Source organism: Thalassovita taeanensis (assembly GCF_900110775.1).
Classification (GTDB): Bacteria; Pseudomonadota; Alphaproteobacteria; order Rhodobacterales; family Rhodobacteraceae; genus Litorimicrobium; species Litorimicrobium taeanense.
Map to the genome: position 1 here is coordinate 23,241 of NZ_FOEP01000018.1, position 24,185 is coordinate 47,425.

Genomic DNA, 24,185 nt, shown 5'->3' on the forward strand with positions numbered 1-24,185 from the left:
TGAGGGTGCCCGAAAGAGGGTGTCCGGGCCTGATCCTGTTCCTCATTCCGGAGTTTCCCGATGACCCATCTCGCCCCTTTTGCGACCGAGCGCGCGCTTGCGCCTGTTGTCCCTATCCCATCCCCCGATAAGCCCGCTGCGATCTTGAGCGTGGCCGAAGCGCTGCAGACTGATCTGGCGCAAGGTTTCCAGATCGACGCGCTGCGCCTGCGCGGCGAGATGGAACGCGCCTTTGGCGGCTCCGATGCGACAGGCGCCTGGGATTGGAAACTGGCCTATGAGGCGGGCGAGGCCGCGCTGGTCCTGTTTCTGCGGAAATTCGGCCGCGCGCTCTTGGCGCGTGCAGGATCACCCGCAGCGCTGCTGCCGATCCTTGCCAAGGTGTCCGGCCTTTTGCCGACCCATACGCGGCGGTCCGAAGAGATGACGCGGTTCCAGCAGTTCTCGACGCCGCTGCCCATGGGGCTGGCCGCAATGGCTGCAGCACAGATCACTGCGCGCGATCTGGTGCTGGAGCCATCGGCTGGGACGGGCCTTCTGGCGGTCTTCGCAGAAATCGCGGGCGGCAGCCTCGCGCTGAACGAGCTTGCCGACACCCGCGCTGATCTCCTCCGTCGCCTGTTTCCGGACCGGCCTGTCACGGGCTTTGACGCAGCCCAGATCGACGATCATCTGGACGCAGGGTTGCGCCCGAGCGTCATCCTGATGAACCCGCCGTTCTCGGCGGTGGCCAATGTCGATGCCCGCAGCACCGAGGCGACAGCGCGGCATCTGCGCTCTGCGCTCGCGCGCCTGGTCCCCGGCGGACGGCTGGTCGCCATCACCGGTGCCAGTTTCGCGCCCGATTCCCCGGCCTGGGCCGAAACCTTTGGCCGCCTGACCGAGACCGCGCATCTGGTCTTTACAGGTGCCGTATCCGGTGCCGCGTTTGTCAAACATGGCACCAGCTTCGAGACGCGGATTTCGGTCTTCGACAAATGCCGCGGTGGCGAGCTGGGCGGCATCACCGCCGATCTGGCGCGCCCGATATCGCCTGATGTGGCCAGCCTGCTGTCGCTGATCACAGCCCATGTCCCCCCACGCCTCGTGCTGGAAACGCCAGTATTGCGTGCGCAAACTCCTCTTTCCCCATTTTCGGGAAATTCTGCCCATGCCACGCGAACCGCCAATGGCAGGTCACACGCTAAGTCCGCAACAGCCACCACAAGCACCGCAACACAGATCGATGCTGAGGATCTTGCCTATAGCCTGCGCGACGCGACCGAGGACGGTGCCAGCGCGCGCCTATCGGATGCAATTTATGAGACCTTCCGCCTGCAGGCGATCGACATCCCTGGGGCGGAACCGCACCCGACTAAGCTGGTGCAATCGGCGGCTATGGCCTCGGTCGCGCCCCCAAAACCCAGCTATCGCCCCAAGCTGCCAGCCGCCGTACTGTGTGATGGCCTTCTGTCAGACGCGCAGCTTGAGACGGTGATCTACGCGGGCGAAGCGCATGGCGCGCAGCTCGCAGGCGCGTGGTGCGTGGACGAGACCGGCGATATGGTCTCGGCCGCACCTGAGGACGCCACTGATGCCGTCCGCTTCCGTCGTGGGTTCTTCCTTGGCGACGGCACAGGGGCGGGCAAGGGCCGCCAGTCGGCCGGGATCTTGCTCGACAATTGGGCGCAAGGAAGGCGCAAGGCGCTCTGGATATCCAAAAGCGACAAGTTGCTTGAGGATGCGCAGCGCGACTGGCAGGCCTTGGGCCAAGAACGGCTGCTGGTGACGCCGCTCTCGCGTTATGCCCAAGATCGCGACATCCCACTCTCCGAAGGCATCCTCTTCACCACCTATGCGACGCTGCGCTCCGAAGAGCGTGGGGCCAAGAAATCCCGCGTTGATCAGATCGTCGACTGGCTGGGGGCGGATTTCGACGGGGTGATCCTGTTTGACGAAAGCCACGCCATGGCCAATGCCGCTGGCAGCAAAGGTGAGCGCGGCGATGTCACTGCCTCGCAACAGGGCAGGGCGGGTCTGCGCTTGCAGCACAAGCTGCCCAATGCGCGCGTGGTTTATGTCTCCGCCACAGGCGCGACCTCAGTGCATAATTTGGCCTATGCGCAGCGGCTTGGCCTTTGGGGCGGAGAAGATTTCCCCTTCGCCACCCGGGCGGAATTCGTCGAGGCGATTGAAGCAGGTGGCGTGGCGGCCATGGAGGTCCTCGCCCGCGATCTGCGGTCCCTCGGCCTCTATACGGCCCGGTCGCTCTCCTATGACGGCGTCGAATACGAGATGCTGGTTCACGCGCTCAGCCCCGAGCAGCGCTGCATCTACGATGCCTATGCCGGGGCCTTTGCCATCATCCACAACAACCTCGCGGCAGCGATGGAAGCCGCGAACATAACTGGCGAAAACGGCACGTTGAACCGACAGGCCAAGTCGGCTGCTCGCTCGGCCTTCGAGTCTGCCAAGCAGCGCTTCTTCGGCCATCTGCTGACTTCCATGAAAACCCCCACCCTCATTGCCGCCATCGAGGCCGATCTCGACGCGGGACATTCGGCGGTCATCCAGATTGTCTCAACCGGCGAGGCGCTGATGGAACGCCGACTTTCGGAAATCCCGACTGACGAGTGGAACGACATCCGCGTCGATATCACGCCGCGCGAATACGTCCTCGATTACTTGGCCCATGCCTTCCCAGTTCAGCTCTTTGAGCCCTTCACCGACAGTGAGGGCAACTTCTCCTCTCGCCCTGTGGTGCGGGACGGCCAACCGGTGGAATGCCGCGAGGCCGCCCGCAGGCGGGACGCCCTAATCGAAAAATTGGCCTCTCTGCCACCCGTACCGGGGGCGCTTGACCAGATCGTGCAGCGCTTTGGCACCGACCTCGTGGCTGAGGTCACGGGCCGGTCGCGCCGCATTGTGCGCAAGGGCGAGGGGCATGCCGCGCGGCTGGTCGTGGAAAGCCGGGCGGGCTCGGCCAACCTCGCGGAAACCGCCGCCTTCATGGATGACCAGAAGCGCATCCTGATCTTCTCGGATGCCGGTGGCACGGGGCGCAGCTATCACGCCGATCTCGGAGCCAAGAACCAGCGCTTGCGGGTCCATTACCTTCTGGAACCCGGCTGGAAAGCCGACGCGGCCATTCAGGGTCTGGGCCGCACCAACCGCACCAATCAAGCGCAGCCGCCGCTCTTCCGGCCGGTGGCCACGGATGTGAAAGCGGAGAAGCGGTTCCTGTCGACCATCGCGCGCCGCCTCGACACGCTGGGGGCTATCACGCGCGGCCAGCGCCAGACCGGCGGGCAGGGGCTGTTTCGGCCCGAAGACAACCTCGAGTCCCCCTACGCTCGCGATGCCCTGCGCCAGCTCTATCGGCGCATCTATCGCGGTGATGTGGCGGACTGCTCGCTTGGGGCCTTCGAGGATGCAACCGGTCTCAGCCTGAGCGACGACAATGGTCTTAAGGATGACCTGCCGCCAATTACGACCTTCCTCAATCGCCTGCTTGCGCTGACGATCGATATGCAGGGCGTGCTTTTCACTGTCTTCGAAGAGCTTCTCGACCAGCGGATCGAAGGTGCCATTGCCGCGGGGGTCTATGACCTTGGGTTAGAGACACTACGCGCCGAGAGTTTCCGCGTGACGGACGCTCGGGTGATCTACACTCATCCGGGCTCCGGTACCGAGTCCCAGCTTCTCACCATCGCGGAAAAGCGCCGCAACACACCACTGTCGCTGGCCGATGCGCTGGACTGGCTCGACGATCCTAAGGCGCACCTACTGGTCAACAGTCGCTCAGGCCGGGCTGCGGTGCAGGTGCCCGGGACCAGCCTGATGCTGGATGACGGCACCATCGAGCCCCGCCTGCGCCTGATCCGCCCCACCGAGGCGAACACGGTCCCGGCCAGGATAATGGAGGACACACATTGGCTCGAGGCCGACCGCGCGGCCTTCAGTGCGGCCTGGTCTGCCGAACTGGCCGAGGTGCCGGAGTTCTCGGAAACCACGCTGCATATCGTGGCGGGGCTGCTGTTGCCGATCTGGAAACAACTTCCCCAGGATGAGACCCGGGTGTATCGGCTTCAGACCGATCACGGGCAGCGTATCATCGGTCGTCGTGTCTCGCCGACTTGGGTCGCGACAACGCTCGCCACTGATGCGCCAAAGCTCACGAGCGCGCAGGTTCATGCCCTCGTTCTCGAGGGCAAGACCGTCGTGCGGCTGGCCGAGGGGATGGAGTTGCACCGGTCCCGCGTCATGGGGGTGAACCGGATCGAACTGTCGGGCTTTACGGAAGCCGCCAAGGACCGGCTCAAGGCCGATGGCTTCTTTTCGGAGATCATCAGCTGGAAGCTGCGCCTGTTCTGCCCAGCAGACTCCAGCGGCATCGCAGTGCTTGATCGTCTGCTTGCACGTTGTTCTGTGACAGGACTACATGCTCGTGGAGGGAACTGATTCATGTATTCTGAGACTGAAGATCTTGTCCGCGATTTGGCAGCAAATGCCGAAAGCGTTTGTCGTGCATACCTTCCCGCCGGGCGGCGGGAAGGGTCCTACTGGATCGTCGGCGATCTGCAGAACAATCCCGGCCGGTCGCTCTTCGTGCGGCTGGCGGGTCCGGCATCCGGGCCGGGCGCAGCCGGCAAGTTCACCGATGGCGCAACCGGCGAGCATGGCGATCTTCTGGACATCATCCGCGAGAGGACAGGGATCTCACGCTTTCCTGATCTTCTGGCCGAGGCCCGCGCGCATCTTGGCCGTCCGCAACCGGTCCTCCCGGATGCGCCAGTGCCGAGAAAAGCCAAGGCCCCCGGTGGCACGCCAGCGGCGGCGGCGCGCCTGTTCGCAGCCTCTATGCCAGTAGCAGACACGCTTGCCGACACCTACCTCCGCGCCCGGGGCCTCACCCATGGCGGGGTGATGGGCGCCCTGCGCTTCCACCCGAAGTGCTGGCACCGGGATGAGGGTCAGACCAAAAGCATCCCCAGACCGGCGCTGATCGCGGCGGTCACCGATGGGGCAGGGGCCTTGCGGGGCGTGCATCGCACCTGGCTGGCGCCTGACGGACAGGGAAAGGCGCGGGTCGAGACGCAGCGGCGTGCTATGGGTCACCTCCTCGGCAATGCCGTCAGGCTGACCCCGCATGACGACATCCTCGTGGTCGGCGAGGGCATCGAGACCATGCTGTCCCTGTCCGAGGCGGCCCCCGGCCTTCCCGTCTGGGCGGCGCTCTCATCGGGTCATCTCGGAGCCGTTCTGTTGCCGGAGGGGTTGCAGCGCCTCTACATCGCCATCGACCGCGATCCGGCTGGGCAACGCGCGGCAGAGAGGTTGAGCGCCAGAGCCACCAAGGCCGGGGTACCGGTGCGGGTACTGGAACCACTGCTCGGGGATTTCAACGATGATCTCCGGGCGAACGGCAAGGAAGCGCTGCGCCAGCATCTGGTAGGGCAGATCGGGCGCGAGGATCGGCAGCGCCTGTTGGCTTGAGCCACGACGCGCAAGGGGCGGTCCGGGGCTGCGGGGGCAGGGGCCCTGCAGTCCTGTCGCGGGTGTGGATCATCACCTTTGCCTCTTTCTGGGTAAATCTCATCCACCCGACACCCGAGCGGCCTTCAAGAGATGGGCAGGCGGCCGTCAAAGGCGACGCCCCCTCAAGGGCGGCAGGCAAGCTATTTCCGCCGCGGCGGACGAGCCCCCGCTTTGCATCGCGAAACAAATAGCTTGCCTGCCGCCCTCCTCCACATGCGTTCCGGCCCCGAAGAGGGGGTGAAGGGGCGTCGCCAGTGACGGCTATCGCAGCCCATGAAGGCCGCGCGGGATGACGCGCGGACGAGACAGGCCCGGAGGCAAGAAACAGATGACGATCCAAACCCACGACGATGTGTATGAACCTGCCCACACCGCATCCCAGACCGCCCATGCGCTCGATGAGCTTCAGCTGTACGGCTTCCGACCCTTTGATGAGCCCGATCCGCGCCCGATGCCCGACGGGCAGCGCCTTGCCGTCGCTGTCGCCGACATCTTCGATGCCCTCGTTGCGACCCTGGAAGACACCCGCATGGAACCCGACCTTGAAGAAGTGCTCTGGGGCCAGGTCAACCTCTTCCACCGCGCCACAGCCCGTATCGAGCGGTCGCTCGATGAGAACGAGCAGGCGCAGCGCCGCCTCCAACGCGAGCAGGACGGCTCCGAGGTGAAATCCGTCGAGCTCGAACGTCTAACGGCCGAAGGCCTGACCCTGATCGAACGGCGCAATTGCATGGACATGATGCGCGATCACGCCGCCACCGAGTTCGTCCATCACACAGGCTCGGCCTGGCGGCCCCGCACTGGCTCGATGGTGAACCGACAGCACATGACCGCAGCACTGATCGACAGCCGTGACTTCCTGGCCGCCAAGCGCCGCGCGGAAACCGAGGTGATGCTGCCTGCTGGCCCCAAGGTCGCCCTCACCGGCGGGACCGACTTCAACGATCACCGCCTGATTTGGGGTAAGCTCGATCAGGTGCAGACCAAATATCCCGATATGGTGCTTCTGCACGGTGGAAGCCCCAAGGGCGCGGAACTCATCGCGGCCAAATGGGCCGAAGCCCGGGGCGTCACGCAGGTCGCTTTCAAGCCTGACTGGACCAAGCACGCCAAAGCAGCCCCCTTCAAGCGCAACGACGCGATGTTGGATGTGCTGCCAGTGGGTGTCCTCGTCTTCCCGGGCACGGGGATCCAGGAGAACCTCGCCGACAAGGCCAAGAAGCTGGGTATCCCGGTTATGAAGTTCGAGAAGGGGGCGTGAGCTCCCTTTTTACTTCGTCGAACAAGAACATTGTGGAAACGTCAAAGAGCCCTTGATATTGTTATCTGACTAGAGGTGACCACAACATGATGCAGCAAATGGAAGTGTTCCCGACGGCCGTCGATCTCAAGCGGGTCGATCCGTCTCTCAACATGCGGCGCTTCTATCGCATGACGATTCAACCTGACCTGTTTGGAGGCGCGTGCCTTGTCCGCGAATGGGGGCGCATCGGATTTCGAGGGCAGATGTTGATCGAACAGCACCCCGACGAGGGGCATGCAGTGACTGCGCTCTTAAAACTCGCATCGGTGAAGCGTCGGCGAGGATACTTGAATTCCAGACAGTGAGACCTGTTGGGCTTGGCTAATGACACCCCCAACGACGGAACACCATTCCCTGCATGATCGCAGTGTGAGTCAAACTCTTGAAATTCTATTGATAATCACACTCACGCTCCCTAAAGTTGTCACAGGCCCAGTTAATGGGCGCGCATAGTTACAATGCGCATTGCAAGGCTGGGAGTCCAAGGTGGATAGCGACAGGTCAGAACTTCGTTGGGGAGTCGAGCAACGCCTCGAGTTCATAGAGTTCCGCCTGTTCTGGGAGGGGCATGTGAACCGGAGCGATCTGATGGACCAATTCGGTGTCTCTGTGAACCAAGCGTCCACCGACCTTAACCGGTATATCGGCTTTGCTCCTGAAAATATGGTCTATGATAAGAGCGCCCGCACTTACGTGCGCGGTTCGGAGTTCCGACCGCAGTTCCTGGAGCCTGACGCGAGCCGTTATCTCACCCAATTGCGTTCAGTTGCCGACGGTATTCTTGATCGTGAAGATTCTTGGATCGCAGATCTCCCAACATTCGCTTCTGCGCCAACGCCCGTTCGAGGCGTAAATCCGGTGACACTGCGGTCTGTGGTTGGCGCAATTCGTCGGTCTGAGGAGGTAGAGTTGAAGTATCAATCTCTGTCCAGTCCGGAGCCTCGTTGGCGTTGGATTGCGCCGCACGCTATCGCCTTTGATGGGTTTCGTTGGCACTCCAGAGCCTTCTGCCTGACTGACGAGTGCTTCAAAGATTTTCTACTTTCACGTGTTCTTGAAATCCGTGCTGTGCGTGAGAGCCAAGTGACGGCGACCGATGACGAAGACTGGAACTCCGAAGTCACTTTGGAAATTGTGCCGCATCCCGCTCTTTCAGAAACGCAGGCAAAGGTCATCGCCCTTGACTACGGTATGCGTGGCGGCAAAGCGAAGATCAAAGTCCGGCGGGCGCTGCTCTATTACGCGTTGAGACGACTAGGACTTGATACAGACCCGGCAGCGCGTCGCCCGCAAGACCAGCAAATTGTCCTTTTGAACTCATCTGAGTTTGGGGTTCCGATCCCCAGTGCGTCGGGTTCGGCGATCGAGGGGCCCAGTGCATGATTGAGTCACTTGAACGCGTTGTCGAAGACCTTGTCGTCGTAAACAGCAAACTGCTGTTGCTGATCGGCGCGCCAAACTCGGGCAAGAGCGATTTGCTTCGGCAGTTTGCCAAACGCAGGGATCTAAAAATCCTGAACGTTGGCGCTGCTCTAGGGCGCGAATTACTTACAATTCCAAGTCCGAGGAGACACCTGCAGGCGTCCGATCTGTTGAAGGGACTGGCGGGTGAGTTTACGTCCAACGGTCTCCTGCTGATGGATAACCTTGAGATTTTGTTCGACCAAGGGTTGCGGCTTAATCCGCTCGATTTGCTTAGACGGCACGCGCAGGCGCGACGCGTTATTGCTGCTTGGCCAGGGGCACTAACGGAAAACAGATTGTCCTACGCGACGACAGGACACCCAGAATATCAGGACTATGGCTGTGATGGCTTGGTCCCGTTCAGAGTTAATTGAAAGGAAACCACGAGATGGCAATGCGCTACGGCGATCTCATTCAATTTGAGCCTATTGAGTCAGTTATTCAGCTTCTCGACGCCGATCGTCCTGACGAAGCCAACAAGTTGGTGTCGACCTATGTCATCTCGGACGACATGGCGGATCGGATCGCCAAACTCATGATCCCCCAGCTTTCGTTCGATGAAGCCGTCGACCACAAAGGCGTCCTAGTGGTTGGCAACTATGGCACCGGTAAGTCGCACTTGATGTCGGTGCTATCTCTCGTCGCCGAAGACGCGTCATATGTGCCGATGATCAACCATCCGCAGGTTGCAGAGGCGGCAAAGGCGATTGCCGGCCGGTTCAAGGTGCACCGGATCGAGATTTCGAGCCTGATGTCGTTGCGGGATATCATTACCCAACAGCTTGAGGTCTTCCTCGATAAGCATGGCGTGGATTACACGTTCCCCCCGGCTGACAAGGTCGTCAATAACAAAGCTGCCTTCGAGGAAATGATGTCGGCCTTTGCGGAAGTTCATCCTGACCAGGGCGTTCTCTTGGTGGTTGACGAATTTCTCGAGTTCTTGCGCTCGCGCAAGGATCACGAGCTGGTTCTTGACCTTTCATTCCTCAGAGAGATCGGAGAGGTGACCAAACATCTCCGGTTCCGGTTTGTCGCGGGCGTTCAGGAAGCGATTTTTGACAGCAGTCGCTTCCAGCATGTGGCAGACAGCCTACGTCGCGTGAAAGACCGCTTCACGCAGGTTTTGCTGGCTCGACAAGATGTGAGCTTCGTTGTCGCTGAGCGACTTCTGAAGAAGTCTTCTGATCAGCAAGACAAGATCCGTGCCTATCTTGGGCCATTTACAAAATTCTATGGCTCTATGAACGAGCGTATGGACGAATATGTGAGGCTATTCCCAGTCCATCCTGACTACATCGGGACGTTTGAGCGTCTGGTCTTCACCGAAAAGCGCGGCGCCTTGGTCACGCTGCGTGATCAGATCCAAGCCATTCTCGGCGACGAAGTGCCGTTAGACCGCCCAGGGCTCATCGGTTTTGATAAATTTTGGGATACGGTCGCGAAGAATTCTGTCCTTCGCTCTGATCCGAACATCGGGCCGGTGCTCAAAGTATCCGAAGTACTGTCGGAACGTGTGTCCAAAGCCTTTACACGCCCGGCCTATAAGTCCATGGCGCTACGCATTATTGATGGTCTTTCTGTCCATCGACTGACAACGGGTGGCGACATTTATGTCCCCGTTGGCCCTACGGCCGAGGAACTGCGAGACACGTTGTGTCTGTTTCAGCCTGGCATTGAAGATATGGGCGGGGATCCATCTGATGACCTGCTTACGGCGGTCCAAACGACGCTGCGAGAGACTCTGAAGACGGTAAACGGCCAATTCATATCGAAGGCGCCGGACACGGAGCAATACTATCTCGATCTCAAGAAAGACGTTGATTACGACGCCCAAATTGAAAAGCGCGCGGAAGCATTGTCGGAAGATGCTCTCGATCGTGCCTACTATGGGGCCATTCGCCAACTCATGGAGCGGACCGACGATTCCAGCTACGTGACGGGGCACCAGATTTGGCAATACCAGATTGAGTGGCAGGAGCGCCGCGTTGAACGCATCGGCTATCTCTTCTTTGGGGCTCCCAACGATAGGCCGACTGCGCAGCCGGAGCGGGATTTCTATCTATACTTCATTCAGCCGTTCGATCCGCCACGATTTCGTGACGAACAGAAGGCCGACGAGGTGTTTTTCCGCCTGAAAGCACCGGATGAAACGATCAAGCGACTGCTCGGCTTCTACGCTGCGGCGCAGGAGCTTGCGTCAACCGCAAGTGGCGGGGCCAAAGGAGTGTACCTTGACCGCGTTCGCGATACGCTGCGCGAAATGAGCAAATGGCTGCAGGAAAAGCAGCTCGAGGCTTTCGAGGTCACGTTTCAGGGCAAATCTAAAACACTCAGGGACTGGACCAAGGGCATTTCACTTCGGGACAAAGCTCGCTTGGGCCCTGATGAGCGGATCAACTTCCGCGATGTTGTCAACGTAATTGCCGGGATTGCGTTGAGCAGCCGGTTTTCTGATGTATCGCCGGAGTATCCAACGTTCTCAGCGCTGGTTACCGAATCCAACAGAAAGCAACTGATCGGCAACGCCCTTCGTGCGCTCAGCGGCAGCAACCGTACAAAGGACGCTGTGATCGTTCTCGATGGTCTCGAAATGCTGGACGGGGATCGTATCGATCCTGTCCAATCACGATATGCGCAGGACGTTCTGGCCCGCCTAAAGGCTAAGGGGCACGGACAAGTGCTCAATCGCAGCGAGTTGCTGGCTGGCAATGCCGACATCGAATATTTCAGCCCGGACAAGTATCGGCTCGAAACCGATCTCTTGGTCGCAGTGCTCGGATCGCTGGTCTATTCGGGCGACATCGTTTTGGCGATTACCGGCGACAAGATCGACTCTGGCAAAATCAGCCTGCTTGCTGACCGCCCACTTGAAGAGTTGAAACAGTTCAAACACGTTGAAGCCCCTAAGGAAATCAACGTGGCTGTGCTGCGCTCTTTGTTCGAAATGCTCGAACTCCCGCCGGGGCTTGCACAGCAGGCAACTCAGGGATCCGATGAACCCGTCAAGGCGCTTCAGGAGGAGGTAAACAAGCTCACAAAGCGTGTTCTTGCGGCATCAACCGATATGGCTAACAGGCTCAGCTTCTGGGGTCAGCCTCTTCTGCGCGACGAGGAAATCCGCGATTGGCGCTCAAAGCTCGATGAACTCAAAGCCTTCTCGGAAAGCCTGTCGCCTTACAACACCGTCGGCAAGCTGAAGAACCTGCGCATCGGGTCTGACGATATCGCCGCGCAAAAGAAGAACCTTGAGGTTCTGAACTCTGTTGAGGGGCTTATTAACCTGATCGGTGAACTCGGGAATACGGCAAGCTACCTTGGCCAGGCCGAGTTGGTGCTTCCGTCTGACCATGCTTGGGTGAAGCAAGCCCAGGACACCCGCAAGCAGGTTCTCGAAGCCCTATCGACCAGCCACACCAACCAGAATGGCTCTGAACACCGGCAGACCCTCAGCAAGCTCAAGAAGGACTACCTGACGGCCTATGTCAGCCTGCACAGCAAGGCGCGCCTTGGGGTCTCCGAAGACAAGACCAAGACCGCACTGCGCAAGGATTCCCGCCTCGTTGCAATGCGGGCTTTGGCGAACATCTCCTTGATGCCGACTAGCCAGCTCACCACGTTTGAAGAGAAACTCGACAAGCTAAAAAGCTGCGCTTCTCTGGTCGACTCAGAGCTGGCGGCCAGCCCGGTCTGCCCGCACTGCAACTTCCGGCCTGCGAACGAGCAGGGCGACATGCTGCCCGCGGCCAATGTGCTCAAGCAGCTCGATGACGAGCTCGATCAGCTGCTGGACGGCTGGGTACAAACGCTTCTCGACAACCTCGAGGATCCGATAATCCAGTCGAACTTCGAACTGCTAAAGGAAGGCTCGCGCAAGATTGTCACTGGGTTTGTCGACACCAAGACGCTGTCCGATCCTGTGACGCCTGAGTTCATAAACGCAGTGCAGGAGGCGCTGTCCGGACTCGACAAGGTGGTCGTCTCTGGCGGCGATATCCGCCAGGCCCTGCTCCAGGGCGGCTCTCCCGCGACCCCCGAGGATCTGCGCAAGCGGTTCGAGGCGTTCTTGACTGACCGCTGCAAGGGCAAGGACACCACCAAGCTGCGTTTTGTGGTCGAGTGAATTCACCGCCAACCCATTTTGAAATGAGATGAACCGATGACTGAGCAAATGAAAATGGATGGCGGCAAGAACGGCGGACCGGTCGAGTGCCTCGGTATGACCTTCGCAAGCGACGACGCGCGGCGAGAGCATTTTCAGAAGCTGCTGGCCGAGAAGCTGCAAGATCCTGTATTTCGGGCTCAGGAAGGCTTCCCGAAGGGAACCGATGACGCGATCCTTACGATGTCGGATCCGCCCTATTACACTGCATGTCCCAATCCGTGGTTGGCGGAATTCGTCACGCAGTACGGACGTCCCTATGACCCTGCCGAAAAATACTCGCGTGAGCCGATGGCGATTGATGTGTCCGAGGGGAAGACTGACCCGATCTACAAGGCGCATTCCTATCACACCAAGGTGCCACACTTGGCAATCGTGCCGTCGATCCTGCATTATACCGAGCCGGGCGATATCGTGCTGGATGGCTTCTCGGGCTCGGGCATGACCGGTGTTGCCGCACAGTGGTGCGGAACTGCGCCGTCAACATATCGTCACAAGATCGAAATGGAATGGAAGAAGGCTGGTAATTCACTGCCGAAATGGGGGCCACGGCGGGTGGTGCTGAACGATTTGTCGCCCGCAGCGACTTTCATAGGCGCCAACTACAATCTCCCGTTCGACGTCGATGACTTTGCCAAAGCCGGCAAGCAGCTGCTGCTGGATGTCGAGCGTGAGATTGGCTGGATGTATGAGACGCTGCATTCTGACGGGAAAACCAAAGGACGGATAGAATTCACTGTCTGGAGCGAGATATTTACGTGCCCTGAATGTGCAGGTGAAGTAAATTTCGTCGCTGAGGCGTTAGATGAAAACAAAAGTGTCAGATCTGTTTTCCCATGCCCACACTGCGGTTCTGAGTTGACAAAAAAAACGCTCGAACGTCGCGAGGAAAATAAGGTGGATTCTGCCACCGGAGCAACTGTGGTCTTTACTAAGCGGGCACCTTCTTTGATTTGCTACAAAGTTGATGGTGTCCGCTATGAGAAGCAGCCTGATGAGGCTGATTTCGAACGGCTTAAGAAAATTGAAAATCTCCCGTTTCCGAAAGGTGTGCCTACTGATCGAATGATGCATGCACCCGATACCCGTCAGAATTGGGGTGACAAGTGGCGCGCTGGCTCGGCATCTTTTTCACATGTACATCATCTATTCCTGTCTAGACCACAACAGGTTATCGGACATCTTTGGCTAAGCGCTTCGTCGAACAATGACCCCAGAACACGCATGATGCTTCTTTGGTTCGTAGAGCAAGCGATTTGGGGAATGACTATGTTGGCTCGATACGTTCCAACGCACTTTTCTCAAGTTAACCAATATCTAAACGGCGTGTACTATTTGAGCTCCCAACACGCTGAATGCAGTCCTTGGTATATTCTAGACGGCAAGCTAAAGAGGCTCGGAAAAGCATTTTCGGAGTATAAAACCTACTCTAATTCAGCCGCAATAACGACAGGAACGACGACTAGTTTGCCTCTTCTAGATAGATCTATTGATTATATCTTCACAGATCCCCCTTTCGGAGACAATCTAGCGTACTCCGAGTTGAATTTTCTTCTGGAAGCGTTTCATGGAGTAGTAACAGATCAAGCACCTGAGGCGGTGATGAGCAAGGCTCAGAGCAAGGGCCTCGTCGACTATCATCACTTAATGAAAAGTTGTTTTGCCGAATACTATCGAGTTCTGAAACCCGGGCGGTGGATGACGGTAGTATTTTCTAATACCAAGGCATCAGTTTGGAACAGTTTGCAAACGGCGCTGCAGGAAGCAGGGTTCGTCGTGGCAAACGTTTCCGCCCTCGATAAAAAGCAAGGAAGTTTCAACGCAGTAACTACAGCCGTAGCTGTTAAGCAGGATCTAGCAATCTCTGTGTATAAGCCAGACGAGGCTTTGGAGAGAAGATTCGAAAAACAAGTTGGCGTTGAGTCCGTTTGGGACTTTATAGAGTCGCATCTAAGACAATTGCCTGTTGCTAAACAGAGGCTTGCAACACTCGAATACATTGTCGAGCGCGATCCGAGAATTTTGTTCGACCGGATGGTGGCATGGTTTGTACGCCATAATGCACCCGTGCCATTGTCTAGTCAGGAGTTTCAAGAAGGCCTGCGCAATCGCTTCCTCGAACGCGATGGAATGACGTTCTTGCCCGAGCAGGTAGCAGAGTACGATCGAAAGCGCGCGCAAACCGAACAGGCTCCACAAATGGAATTGTTTGTTTCTGATGAACGCTCAGCCATTGACTGGCTGACAGACTTTCTGAAGAAGCGACCATCAACATATCAAGAACTTAACCCAGAATTTATGACCCAACTCGGGGCAGGCTGGAAGAAACATGAGATGCGTCCCGAACTTTCCGCTCTCCTCGAAGACAACTTCCTGCGCTTCGACGGGAACGGGGATGTACCGAGTCAGATCCACAGCTATCTGTCGACCAACTTCAAGGACCTCCGCGGTTTGGAGAAGGAAGACCCGCGCCTGAAGGCGAAGGCCAGGGATCGCTGGTTCGTGCCCGACCCGAACAAGGCGAAGGATCTGGAACAGAAACGCGAACGGTTGCTGCTGAAAGAGTTCGAGGCTTACAAAGCCGCGACCAAGCGTCAGATGAAGGAGTCCCGCCTCGAGGTGCTGCGTGCAGGTTTCAAGACGGCTTGGGGCGCGAAGGATTACAAGACGATCATTAGCATCGCCGAAAAACTGCCTGACGAGACGCTGCAAGAGGACGAAAAGCTGCTGCTCTGGTACGATCAGGCGCTGACGCGGACGGAGGCTGATGCGTGACGCATGCGACCCAAGACTATGGCATTGGGACGTGGTGCTGGCATGAACGACATGCCGCACCCTGCCGTGTCGTGGACCGGGAAGAGATGTGGGGCGAGACCTCATATCGGGTTTGGCTGCCGGGCAAAGACGCCGTCGTCCGTGCGCGGTCGCGCGACCTAGGGCCGCTCGACGCTGTCCGGCCGACAGTCGACCACATCTTGCATACTGCTGCTGCGGCAAAGCTCTTGGATGCGCTTGAGGATAACCTTCTTCTCGCACCAATCCAGTCGAGCGTCGTTCCACTGCCCCACCAGCTTTACGCCCTGAACCGCGCCATGTGCCGGGACCGGATCCGCTATCTGCTGGCGGATGAAGTCGGGCTTGGCAAGACCATCGAGGCCGGTCTGATCCTGCGCGAGCTCAAGCTTCGCGGTATGGCGAAGCGGATCCTTGTCGTGGCACCCAAAGGGTTGGTGCGGCAGTGGCAGGCCGAAATGCGCCTGCACTTTGGTGAGAATTTCCAATTCATCGAGCCGTCCGAGCTTTCCGCATATCGCCAGTTTCGCGATGACGAGGAAAATCTTTGGCGGCTGCACGATCAGGCGATTTGTTCGCTGGATTCTGTGAAGCCGCTTGAAGGTCGGCGCGGCTGGAGTGCGGAGCAGCTTAGCACCTATAACCGTGAACGCTTCGAAGACTTGATATCGGCATCCTGGGATCTCGTGATCATAGACGAAGCCCACCGAATGGGCGGGAGCACCGACCAGGTTGCCCGTTACAAGCTTGGCGCAGCACTTGCCGAAGCTGCGCCATATCTCTTGCTTCTCTCCGCAACGCCTCATCAGGGAAAAACTGACCAGTTCCACCGCCTGATGCAACTTCTCGACCGTGACTCCTTTCCAGATGAAAATAGCATCTCCAGTGATCGTGTGCGCCCGTTTGTCGTCCGGACCGAAAAGCGGTTGGCGATCGATGCCGAAGGCAAACCCCTGTTCAAGCCCCGTTTGACACGGACGCAAGCGGTCGCCTGGTTGGATCGCCACAAGGCGCAGCAGGGCTTGTACGAGGCAGTCACTGAATACGTTCGCCACGGCTACAATCAGGCCATGGCATCGAAGCAAAGACACATCGGTTTTCTGATGATCCTGATGCAGCGGTTGGTGACTTCTAGCACTGCGGCCATCCGGGCCACCTTGGAAAGGCGGCTTCTTGCTCTGGATGATGATCACCGTCAATTGCAGCTGTTTTCTGCAGAAGGTGTCGGAGATTGGCATGAGCTGACGGGTGATGATCAAATTGATGTTGCCGTGGCATTTGAAGCTTTGGGCGATGAGCGAAAAGACGTAGAGGCGCTTCTCTTTCTCGCGCGTGAGACCGAGGCACAGGGAACTGACGCCAAAGCCGAGGCGCTCTTGGAGCAGATCTACAAGATTCAGCAGGAAGAGAACGATCCTGAACTGAAGGTCCTGGTCTTCACCGAGTTCGTTCCAACACAGGCAATGCTCGCGGAGTTCCTTGAGAGCAGGGGTTTCTCAGTTACAACGCTCAATGGCAGCATGGATCTGGAAGCGCGTGGCCGGGCTCAGCGGGCATTTTCAGGGGAGGTACGTATTCTGGTCTCCACGGACGCTGGCGGCGAGGGTCTCAACCTCCAATTCTGCCACATCATCGTCAATTTCGATATGCCGTGGAATCCCATGCGGGTCGAGCAACGGATCGGCCGTGTGGATCGTATCGGTCAGCCTCATATTGTGCGGGCAATAAATTTCGTGCTCGAAGACACGGTCGAGCATCGTGTTCGGGAAGTCCTCGAAGCCAAACTTGCGGTAATCGCCGAAGAGTTTGGCGTGGATAAAGTTGCTGATGTGATGGATTCGGTCGAGGCGGAGCCTCTCTTTGATGAGCTTTTCGTTCAGGGGCTTCAAGATCCAGCTTCGATCGAAACCGAATGCGATGCAGTCCTGACTCAGCTTCGAAACACGCTGACGGAAAGCCGGAAGAGTAGCGATCTTTTAGCTGACGGGCACGATCTGGATGCGGATGACGCGCGAAAGTGGCGTGACCACCCCGCTCAGTTTTGGCTTGAGCGTGCAATTACCACTGGGCTGCCAGCGCGCGGTGGGGAAGCTACACGAGAAGACGATACTTGGCGGATACGTTGGGCCGATGGCAGTGAGTCAGCCAGGGTTTGCTTCGACGCGCGAACCGCAGCAGACCGACCTGAAATTGAGTGGGTGACGCTTGAAGACCCTCGGGCACAGGCGCTGATTGCGGATCTGCCACGATGCATCTCTGGTCAGCCTGTACCTGTCGTACGCATAGCTGGACTTCCTGACAGCGTGAGAGGCGTCTGGTCACTTTGGGAAATCAGCCTAGCGGCTGACGACTTCAGCCGTCGCCGCTTCCTATCCGTGTTCGTCAATGACGAGGGTCGTGCCTTCCAGCCCACTGCAAAGCGCATTTGGGATGTCCTTCTCACGGAACAAGTCGAACAGATCGAAACCCATGCAACACAAGACCCACACGACTGGTATAGGCGGTCGAAATCCGCTGCCATCGCTCAAGGTGAGCGCGTGTTCTCTGATCTTGTGACAGAGCACAAGACACGTATTGAGGAAGAACGCGGGCGCGCGCTTTACGCTTTTGAAGCCCGCCACCAAGCAATTGGAAGGGTTGGGCTTCAGACAGTTCGTGATTATCGCAGGAAACGGCTCCAGAATGAGCATGAGGCGCGAATGGCGCAACTAGAGGCAGCGGCATCCTATTCGCCAGATCTCAATGCACTTCTCGTTTTGCGCGTTGGCGAGTTAGCGGTTGGTGAGAAATGAGTGTTTGGACCGACCGCATCCTGCAGGAGTTTCCTGCCGATCTTTCACGCTTCTGGATCGCTCTGGATCCGGATGGCCTCCTTTTGGATGAACGCATCCTGCACGGCCTTCGTGAACGTGGATTTGAAGTCCTGCCATTCGAAGACGCTGTTTCGTTCAGGACCGAGTATGAGGAGCGCTACCGCGCGGCATGGGATACTGGCAGGGAAGGAACTGCAAAGGCGCTGGTCTTGCAACTGCGAGGCACAGACCTCAACTCACTCCCCTGGGACTACATCAGATCAGCCCGTACGCTGAATCTGAGCTTGGCTGATCTTTTCCCCAAGCTAAGCTATGGTGTCGTCCGGCAGATCGACTCCGAACACCACGAGGCCCTGTTCCAAGCTTGCAAAAAGCATGCGGCACAGCCTCTCGGCGAGGGGGCGACCAAAGATTTCATTCTTACCCACATCTTCAGGCTCAGCCCTTATTTGCTGAACAGGCCGGAGGATTTCTGGCGAGAAGTGCTGCGTCTTCACTATCGTGGAACAGGGCTGCCAGAACTGCTAGCGCAACATGTCGCGACGGTCTTGAGGGATACGCCCCTCGGAACCTTGCCGATTGTCGAGCTTCTCTCGTCCAAGACCGATATGGTTCGCGCGGTCCAAGATGCATGGTGCGGTTTTCTAGCACAGCACGGTGTCCGGACTGAGGGTTCTGCTGGAGTGCGGGAGTCGTCCGAGCGGGCCGCAATCACGGTGCCATTCGATCATCCCGATGTGCGGGTCATTATTGATACCATGTTCCTAGAAGGCGTCCTTCAGCCCGTCGAAGTTGATCAGTTGCCTGCCGAGCTGCCTGGCTGGATCAAAGTTGGGCTGATTGGCGATCCTCGTGCACTTAGCCATCTCGTATCAGAAGGCGCAAAAAGGATCGCTGCGGATTTGCCAGCAATTGACGCGTCGCATCGAGATTGGGTGGAAGCGGCACGTCGGTTGGCAGAGCTCATCTATCGCTTCAATGAGCTTAAAGCCGCCGATGCCGATAGCCTGCAGGTACAGATACAGGCCTTGCAGAATGACGCTGATGGGCGATTGAGGGAGTGGGTATTTCAGCACTTTGCAGATTTGCCATCGCTGCCCGTCGCGAAATCTCCTGTGATGGTACATCATGTCCCGAGGTATCTGGCCATGCGCCGCAGCGCAGGCGAGGACCGAATAGCCCTTCTTGTGTTTGATGGGCTGGCTCTGGATCAGTGGGTCCAAATCCGTGAAGATTTGTCGGCCAGGACACCTGAATTTTCTGTAGATGAGGGCGGGTGTTTTGCGTGGCTACCGACGCTGACGTCGATTTCACGTCAGGCTCTTTTTTCCGGGCTTAAACCCCGAGAGTTCCAGAGTTCGATGGACACAACCTCGCAAGAGCCATCGCTTTGGACAAGGTTCTGGCAAGAGCACGGACTTCGGAAGCCCGAAGTCATTTTTCAAAAAGGGCTCAAGCGCTCTGAACAGCTGGCCGCGCTAGAGGAGAATCTTTCGAAGCCGACAACGAAAGTAGCCGGTATTGTTGTCGATATGATCGATGAAATCGTGCACGGAGCAATGCTCGGAAAGCGCGGGGTCGCCGGGCAAATTCGCGAATGGTGCGATACTGGCTTCATTGAAAAGCTATTTCTTATGCTCACTCAGCATGGGTATCATATCTATCTCACAGCGGACCACGGCAATGTTGATGCCGAAGGTATTGGACGGCTCAGCCAAGGCGTTGTATCGGAATTGAAGGGTGAGCGGGTCAGGGCGTATCGCAGCGAAGACCTAGCGTCATCTGTCCCGCCCGAAATTGACGCGTTTCAGTTTGGAAGTCCCGGGCTGCCTGCTGATTTCTTGCCGCTCTATGCAAATGAACGCGGCGCGTTTGTACCTAAAGGAAACAAGATTGTCGCTCACGGAGGAATGGCGTTAGAGGAACTGATTGTGCCGTTTGTAAAGATAAGAATGAAGAAAGAAGAACATGCGACCGACAGCACCTCAAATAGGATTTGACCGCTTTATTCGCCTTGAGTGGGCGACAAAAGCACTAGAAGTCAGGGCGGGTCTCGCGGAGATCGACGAACTTGAAGCCATCTTGGATCAGGCACATTCAGGACCGGCGGCCAGAAAGAAGACCAGAACGGTGTTGAACCGCCTCTGGTTGGAGCCGCGCAAAGGCCTTGAGCCCTTTGCGCAAAGAGCCGTAGAGCTTTTTCAAGCGGCGCCCAGTACGCCGCCGGCTGCTCTCACATGGGGAATGGCTATCGTAACATACCCATTCTTTGCCAAAGTGGCTGAGATCATCGGTCGACTAACGTCACTTCAGGGTGACTGCACCACAGCTGAGGTGCATCGTAGGATGGCGGAAATCTACGGCGAACGTGAAGGGACACGAAGAATGACCAACATGGTCCTTCAATCCCAGATCGACTGGGCAACGCTCGAACGGAGTGACAACGGAAAGACGCTTACCCGAAAGAAAACCATTGCTCTGGAAGGGCCGGATCTGGTGCGCTGGATGACTAGGGCCGTGCTTGAGTGCGCGGGGCGTCCTGTTGGTCTTGGGACGTTAGATGCGCAGCCAGTGATTTTTCCGTTTGATCTTGGCGAAAACCTCGGATTTGTCTTGTCGTCTGCATCTGAACTAGACCTGCGCGCGGATAGTACTGGAAGTCAGTTTGTTTCGATACGAGACTAGTGGGGTCAGCCTGAGGCAGTTCCGAGCAACGATCGCGATCAGGCCGTGGTTGCCTGATTCAGGTGTAGCCAATATCGCGTATGCCGCCGCTCGCCGGTTCGTTTGAGTGCATCCTTCTCGACGAGGTCCTGCAGGTCCCGGGTCGCGGTCGCGCGCGAGGTGCCCGTGATCTTGAGGTAATTTTCGGCGCTGAGCCCGCCTTTGAACCCGGTAGGACCTTCCCGAAACATCCGCGCGATAGCTTTGTCTTGGCGCTCGTTCAATTGACCGCGGTGGCGGTCGTAAAAGTGCGCCTTGCTGATGAAGAACCCGACACGGTCGAGCGTGACCTGTTGGGCCGTGAGGACGATCTCGGCGAACCAGATGAGCCACTCCGTCACGTCCAGCGTCTTCTGGTGGAACTCGAGCTGGTCGTAATAGGCTTTCCGTTCTTTTTCGATGGTAAAGGCGAGCGCTATGAGGCTCGGTTGGCCAATGTTCTGCGCCAGCGACTTTTCAGCCAGGGCGCGGCCCAACCGGCCATTGCCATCCTCGAAAGGATGGATGCTCTCAAAATATAGGTGGCCGAGCCCCGCACGTGTCAGGGCTGGGAGCGGTGTTGCGCAGCCGGGTCCGGTCTTGTTGAACCATTCAACGTAGCGCTCCATCTCCGGCGCGACCTGAACTGAGGGAGGCGCTTCAAAATGTATTGTCGGGCGGTCAAGGCGGCCCGAGACGATTTGCATTGCCTCAGCGTGCCGTCGGTACTCGCCAATGGTCTCCAGCCGAGGATCATGGGACAGGAGCATCCGGTGCCAGCGAAACAGCGTCTCGTGGTCGAGCGAATCCGCAAAACCTGAATAGAGGTCTACCATCATTTCAGCCACGCCCTGCTCACGCGGCTTGGTTGGGTAGCTGTCGGGGTCCAGTCCCATATGGCGGCGCAAGGACGACTGGACGCTCAGTCGATCGAGGATTTCACCCTCAATGGCACTGGTCTGCATCGCTTCTTCGCTTAGAAGTTCGATGCGCAGTTGCTCGCGATCAGGCTGGCTGACATGATGCACGGCACCGACGATCTCGCCGGAGGACAGCAGAAATTTCTGTTCGAACGCTTCCAGTACGGAGGCATCATACCGGAAATTCGGCCAATCGGGCAGTGTCCAGTTCCAAGGCATGAGTTGTAGATATCCTTTCTATAACTCACGTATAGATCATTCTTGATGCATAGAAGTCAATGCTATCACTCAGATGGTCTACATCAGGAGCTGCCTGCTCGGGCCGAGACTGGATTCGGCATCAGACGTTTTGAAGATGTGACGGATCGTGCGACTTCCTAGCACTATCTTGCAGGTCGAGGGGGCTCTCCGTCGTAATCTGATCAATCGGTTCATAGCGGACATCTGCCATTGCGTCTTTGAGCCAAGCCGGTTGCAGATCGCCATTGTTCCATTGGTAGAGATAGCCCACCAGGCTGTCGGTCTTCTTGCAGAGGATGCGCATGATCGGTTCGCCTGTCAGGCGGGGTTTCAGGGTCATGATGCATTCCTTTTACTTGGACCTCGAAACTGGTGAACACGGAGGCCGCTGAATCCTTTGATCGGGTGTTAAGATTAAGTTTCTGCAACTGCAAGATGAACCGAAAATGGTGGGCGGAAATCCACCAGAATTATGCAAGTTGTCTTTTTAGATAAGTCCCTTACGACACGTTGGGCTCTTGCGGCGGTGCAGCGCGATCCGCGATTTCGTCGAGGAGAATGTCGATCTCAGCCCAGATGCGCGGCTCGACCTGGCCCCGGATCAACGCCCATTTGCTCAGGACATCGAGCGGGTCGTGATCGCGCAGCAGGACCGCCAGGCTGGTGGCATCGACAGCCAGCGACGTGCGGGCTTGCCATTGCGTGTAGCGGGTGCGCTGCTCTTTGGGCGGAGGCGCGAAGATCGGTAACAGGTGCCAGCCCTTGACCGCGCGGCGCAGAGCGGCTCGCACCACATGTGCGGGCTCGACGCCACAGGCCTGCAATGCCGCTTCCTGCCGTTCGAGGGCATTGACCCTGATGTCGATCTTCCGGGTCGGGGTCTTGGTACGAGGTAGCGCGGAAGGTTTTGGAGCTGGACTGCGGCCAGTGCTTTCCGAGTTGACTGTGTTTGGTGCCTGCGCCGTTTCGATCTCAGTTTCGAAAGCACGCATCTCCGGCTCAGCTACGATCGCGGGTTTCGGGGTCACAGGTCCCGGTTGGTCTTCTCCCCTTTCCGGAATGTCCCGGCCGTCTTGTCGGAGCGCTGCGGAGTAGGCTGGATCAACTCTCGTGATGGTCGGGATTTTCTTTCGCAATCGACTGCCCTCACGCCGCCAGAATGTTGTTGAGAATGTCGGTCGCCTCCTCGAGGGCCTCGACGACATGACGAACATGTGGGCGCATCAGTGGGTTGGGATCGGACTGCTTTTCCAGCGCCAGAGCGTGGAGAAGCCCTTTCTGATCCATCTCTTTGTACGTGTTGCGGCGCATCATCACGGTCTCGATCACCGGAAACCGGGTGAGGGCCTCCTCGATCAGAGCGGCGTCAGCCTTGGTGGTTTTCGGGTCGACCATGTTCAGAACGACGTGATGACGCGGGAGGCTGCTTGGATCGTCGACCCGAGATTTCAGCATCCGGAACCAATCGGCAGTCTGCGCGCCGACGTCAAAATCCGAGGTCGACAGCATGACAGGCGTCACGATGTGGTCGGCGAGAACCGCAATGCCATCTGACCATTCAGCACCGACCCCGGCAGTGTCGATGAAGATGAAGTCCGCCGTGTCCGCCATATAGGCCTGCTCGATCTTGCCTTCGACACCAGCAACACTTTCGACGGTAGCGCAGTGGAGGAGCGGTGAGCCAAGACCCCCAGCCTCCGCCCGCGCGTGCCAGGCTCCGAGTACCCCGGTGCTGTCTGTATCGACCAAAAGAACTCTGCGACCGGCGGCAACGGCTGCGCTGATCAAGGCGCGCGAGAGCGTGGTTTTCCCACTCCCCCCTTTCCGGGCCATCGCGGCGATCACCACGAGATTGTCGTTCGGCATTTTGACGTCCTTTTGCAAAAATAGTGGAAAGCCACAAAAAGGTTGAAATGTCGCTAATCGTTTGAGGCGGCAGGGTCAAGCAGATGTCGGGATGCGATGTGCGCACGGCACGCTGCGGGGGCCGCCCTGCGTTCGACGCTAAGCGCCTGACGTGCTGCGACTTCCAATTTCCGAAGTACGGTAGACGGGAGCCAGCGTACGGAACGCATTTGACGCGAGACGTGATCCTGCTGCCGCGCTGCGCTCCACAGCAAGCAGTCGACACCCAACAAAGGACGTCCTGCGGTACGCCGAAGACGGCGTGCGGACGGCGTGAAGCGCGCGGCATTTGCCACATCGCGCGGTGCAATGAGCGCGAAGCGCGACCCATTTCACAAAGGACGGGAAATCGCCCCTGCGTGGCGATT

15 protein-coding genes are annotated in these 24,185 nt (G+C 58.1%); 11 read left to right on the forward strand and 4 right to left on the reverse strand.

Annotated features, from left to right (window positions below):
- Positions 1 to 60 precede the first annotated feature (60 nt).
- The 11 genes from BSF79_RS17645 to BSF79_RS17695 all read left to right on the forward strand — a co-directional run bounded on the left by BSF79_RS17645 (position 61) and on the right by BSF79_RS17695 (position 20,734).
- Positions 61 to 4,440, forward strand: a complete 4,380-nt coding sequence (locus tag BSF79_RS17645) for a strawberry notch family protein (RefSeq protein ID WP_090271150.1) — start codon at positions 61 to 63, stop codon at positions 4,438 to 4,440.
- A gap of 3 nt (positions 4,441 to 4,443) precedes the next feature.
- Complete coding sequence (locus tag BSF79_RS17650) at positions 4,444 to 5,475, forward strand: DUF7146 domain-containing protein (protein WP_090271151.1); 1,032 nt, start codon at positions 4,444 to 4,446, stop codon at positions 5,473 to 5,475.
- A gap of 370 nt (positions 5,476 to 5,845) precedes the next feature.
- Positions 5,846 to 6,778, forward strand: coding sequence for a DUF2493 domain-containing protein (locus BSF79_RS17655; RefSeq protein WP_090271152.1), 933 nt, complete (start codon positions 5,846 to 5,848; stop codon positions 6,776 to 6,778).
- Positions 6,779 to 6,864: 86 nt separating this feature from the next.
- Positions 6,865 to 7,125: a WGR domain-containing protein gene (locus BSF79_RS17660; protein ID WP_090271153.1), complete on the forward strand. Its 261-nt coding sequence runs from the start codon at positions 6,865 to 6,867 to the stop codon at positions 7,123 to 7,125.
- Positions 7,126 to 7,306: 181 nt separating this feature from the next.
- Entirely contained in the window at positions 7,307 to 8,203 is an 897-nt protein-coding gene (locus BSF79_RS17665; RefSeq protein WP_217650099.1) for a BrxR family helix-turn-helix transcriptional regulator, read from the forward strand.
- On the forward strand, positions 8,200 to 8,658 hold the full coding sequence (brxF, locus tag BSF79_RS17670; protein WP_090271154.1) for a BREX-3 system P-loop-containing protein BrxF: 459 nt from the start codon (positions 8,200 to 8,202) through the stop codon (positions 8,656 to 8,658). Before BSF79_RS17665 ends, brxF begins: the two co-directional genes overlap by 4 nt.
- A gap of 14 nt (positions 8,659 to 8,672) precedes the next feature.
- Positions 8,673 to 12,404 (forward strand): DUF6079 family protein, encoded by a 3,732-nt coding sequence (locus BSF79_RS17675; RefSeq protein WP_217650100.1) that lies wholly within the window; start codon positions 8,673 to 8,675, stop codon positions 12,402 to 12,404.
- A 36-nt stretch (positions 12,405 to 12,440) separates the two neighbouring features.
- The gene (locus BSF79_RS17680; RefSeq protein ID WP_175545372.1) at positions 12,441 to 15,218 is read left to right on the forward strand and encodes a DNA methyltransferase; all 2,778 of its coding nucleotides are present in this window, start codon (positions 12,441 to 12,443) and stop codon (positions 15,216 to 15,218) included.
- Between the two features lie 71 nt (positions 15,219 to 15,289).
- Positions 15,290 to 18,028 carry a DEAD/DEAH box helicase gene (locus BSF79_RS17685; RefSeq protein WP_245776445.1) on the forward strand — a complete coding sequence of 913 codons (2,739 nt, stop codon included), beginning with the start codon at positions 15,290 to 15,292 and terminating at the stop codon, positions 18,026 to 18,028.
- Positions 18,025 to 20,049: a BREX-3 system phosphatase PglZ gene (gene pglZ, locus BSF79_RS17690; RefSeq protein ID WP_090271156.1), complete on the forward strand. Its 2,025-nt coding sequence runs from the start codon at positions 18,025 to 18,027 to the stop codon at positions 20,047 to 20,049. The genes BSF79_RS17685 and pglZ overlap by 4 nt, the downstream gene beginning before the upstream one ends.
- A complete protein-coding gene (locus BSF79_RS17695) occupies positions 20,018 to 20,734 on the forward strand; it encodes a hypothetical protein (RefSeq protein WP_090271157.1) in 717 nt (238 codons plus the stop codon). Before pglZ ends, BSF79_RS17695 begins: the two co-directional genes overlap by 32 nt.
- A gap of 38 nt (positions 20,735 to 20,772) precedes the next feature.
- Here BSF79_RS17695 and BSF79_RS17700 read toward each other — a convergent pair whose 3' ends face one another.
- The 4 genes from BSF79_RS17700 to BSF79_RS17715 all read right to left on the reverse strand — a co-directional run bounded on the left by BSF79_RS17700 (position 20,773) and on the right by BSF79_RS17715 (position 23,778).
- Complete coding sequence (locus BSF79_RS17700; protein ID WP_090271158.1) at positions 20,773 to 21,891, reverse strand: Fic family protein; 1,119 nt, start codon at positions 21,889 to 21,891, stop codon at positions 20,773 to 20,775.
- A 121-nt stretch (positions 21,892 to 22,012) separates the two neighbouring features.
- Positions 22,013 to 22,252 carry a hypothetical protein gene (locus tag BSF79_RS17705; protein WP_090271159.1) on the reverse strand — a complete coding sequence of 80 codons (240 nt, stop codon included), beginning with the start codon at positions 22,250 to 22,252 and terminating at the stop codon, positions 22,013 to 22,015.
- Between the two features lie 160 nt (positions 22,253 to 22,412).
- On the reverse strand, positions 22,413 to 22,904 hold the full coding sequence (locus BSF79_RS17710; protein WP_245776446.1) for a hypothetical protein: 492 nt from the start codon (positions 22,902 to 22,904) through the stop codon (positions 22,413 to 22,415).
- Positions 22,905 to 23,058: 154 nt separating this feature from the next.
- Positions 23,059 to 23,778, reverse strand: a complete 720-nt coding sequence (locus BSF79_RS17715; RefSeq protein ID WP_090271161.1) for a ParA family protein — start codon at positions 23,776 to 23,778, stop codon at positions 23,059 to 23,061.
- Positions 23,779 to 24,185: the final 407 nt, after the last annotated feature.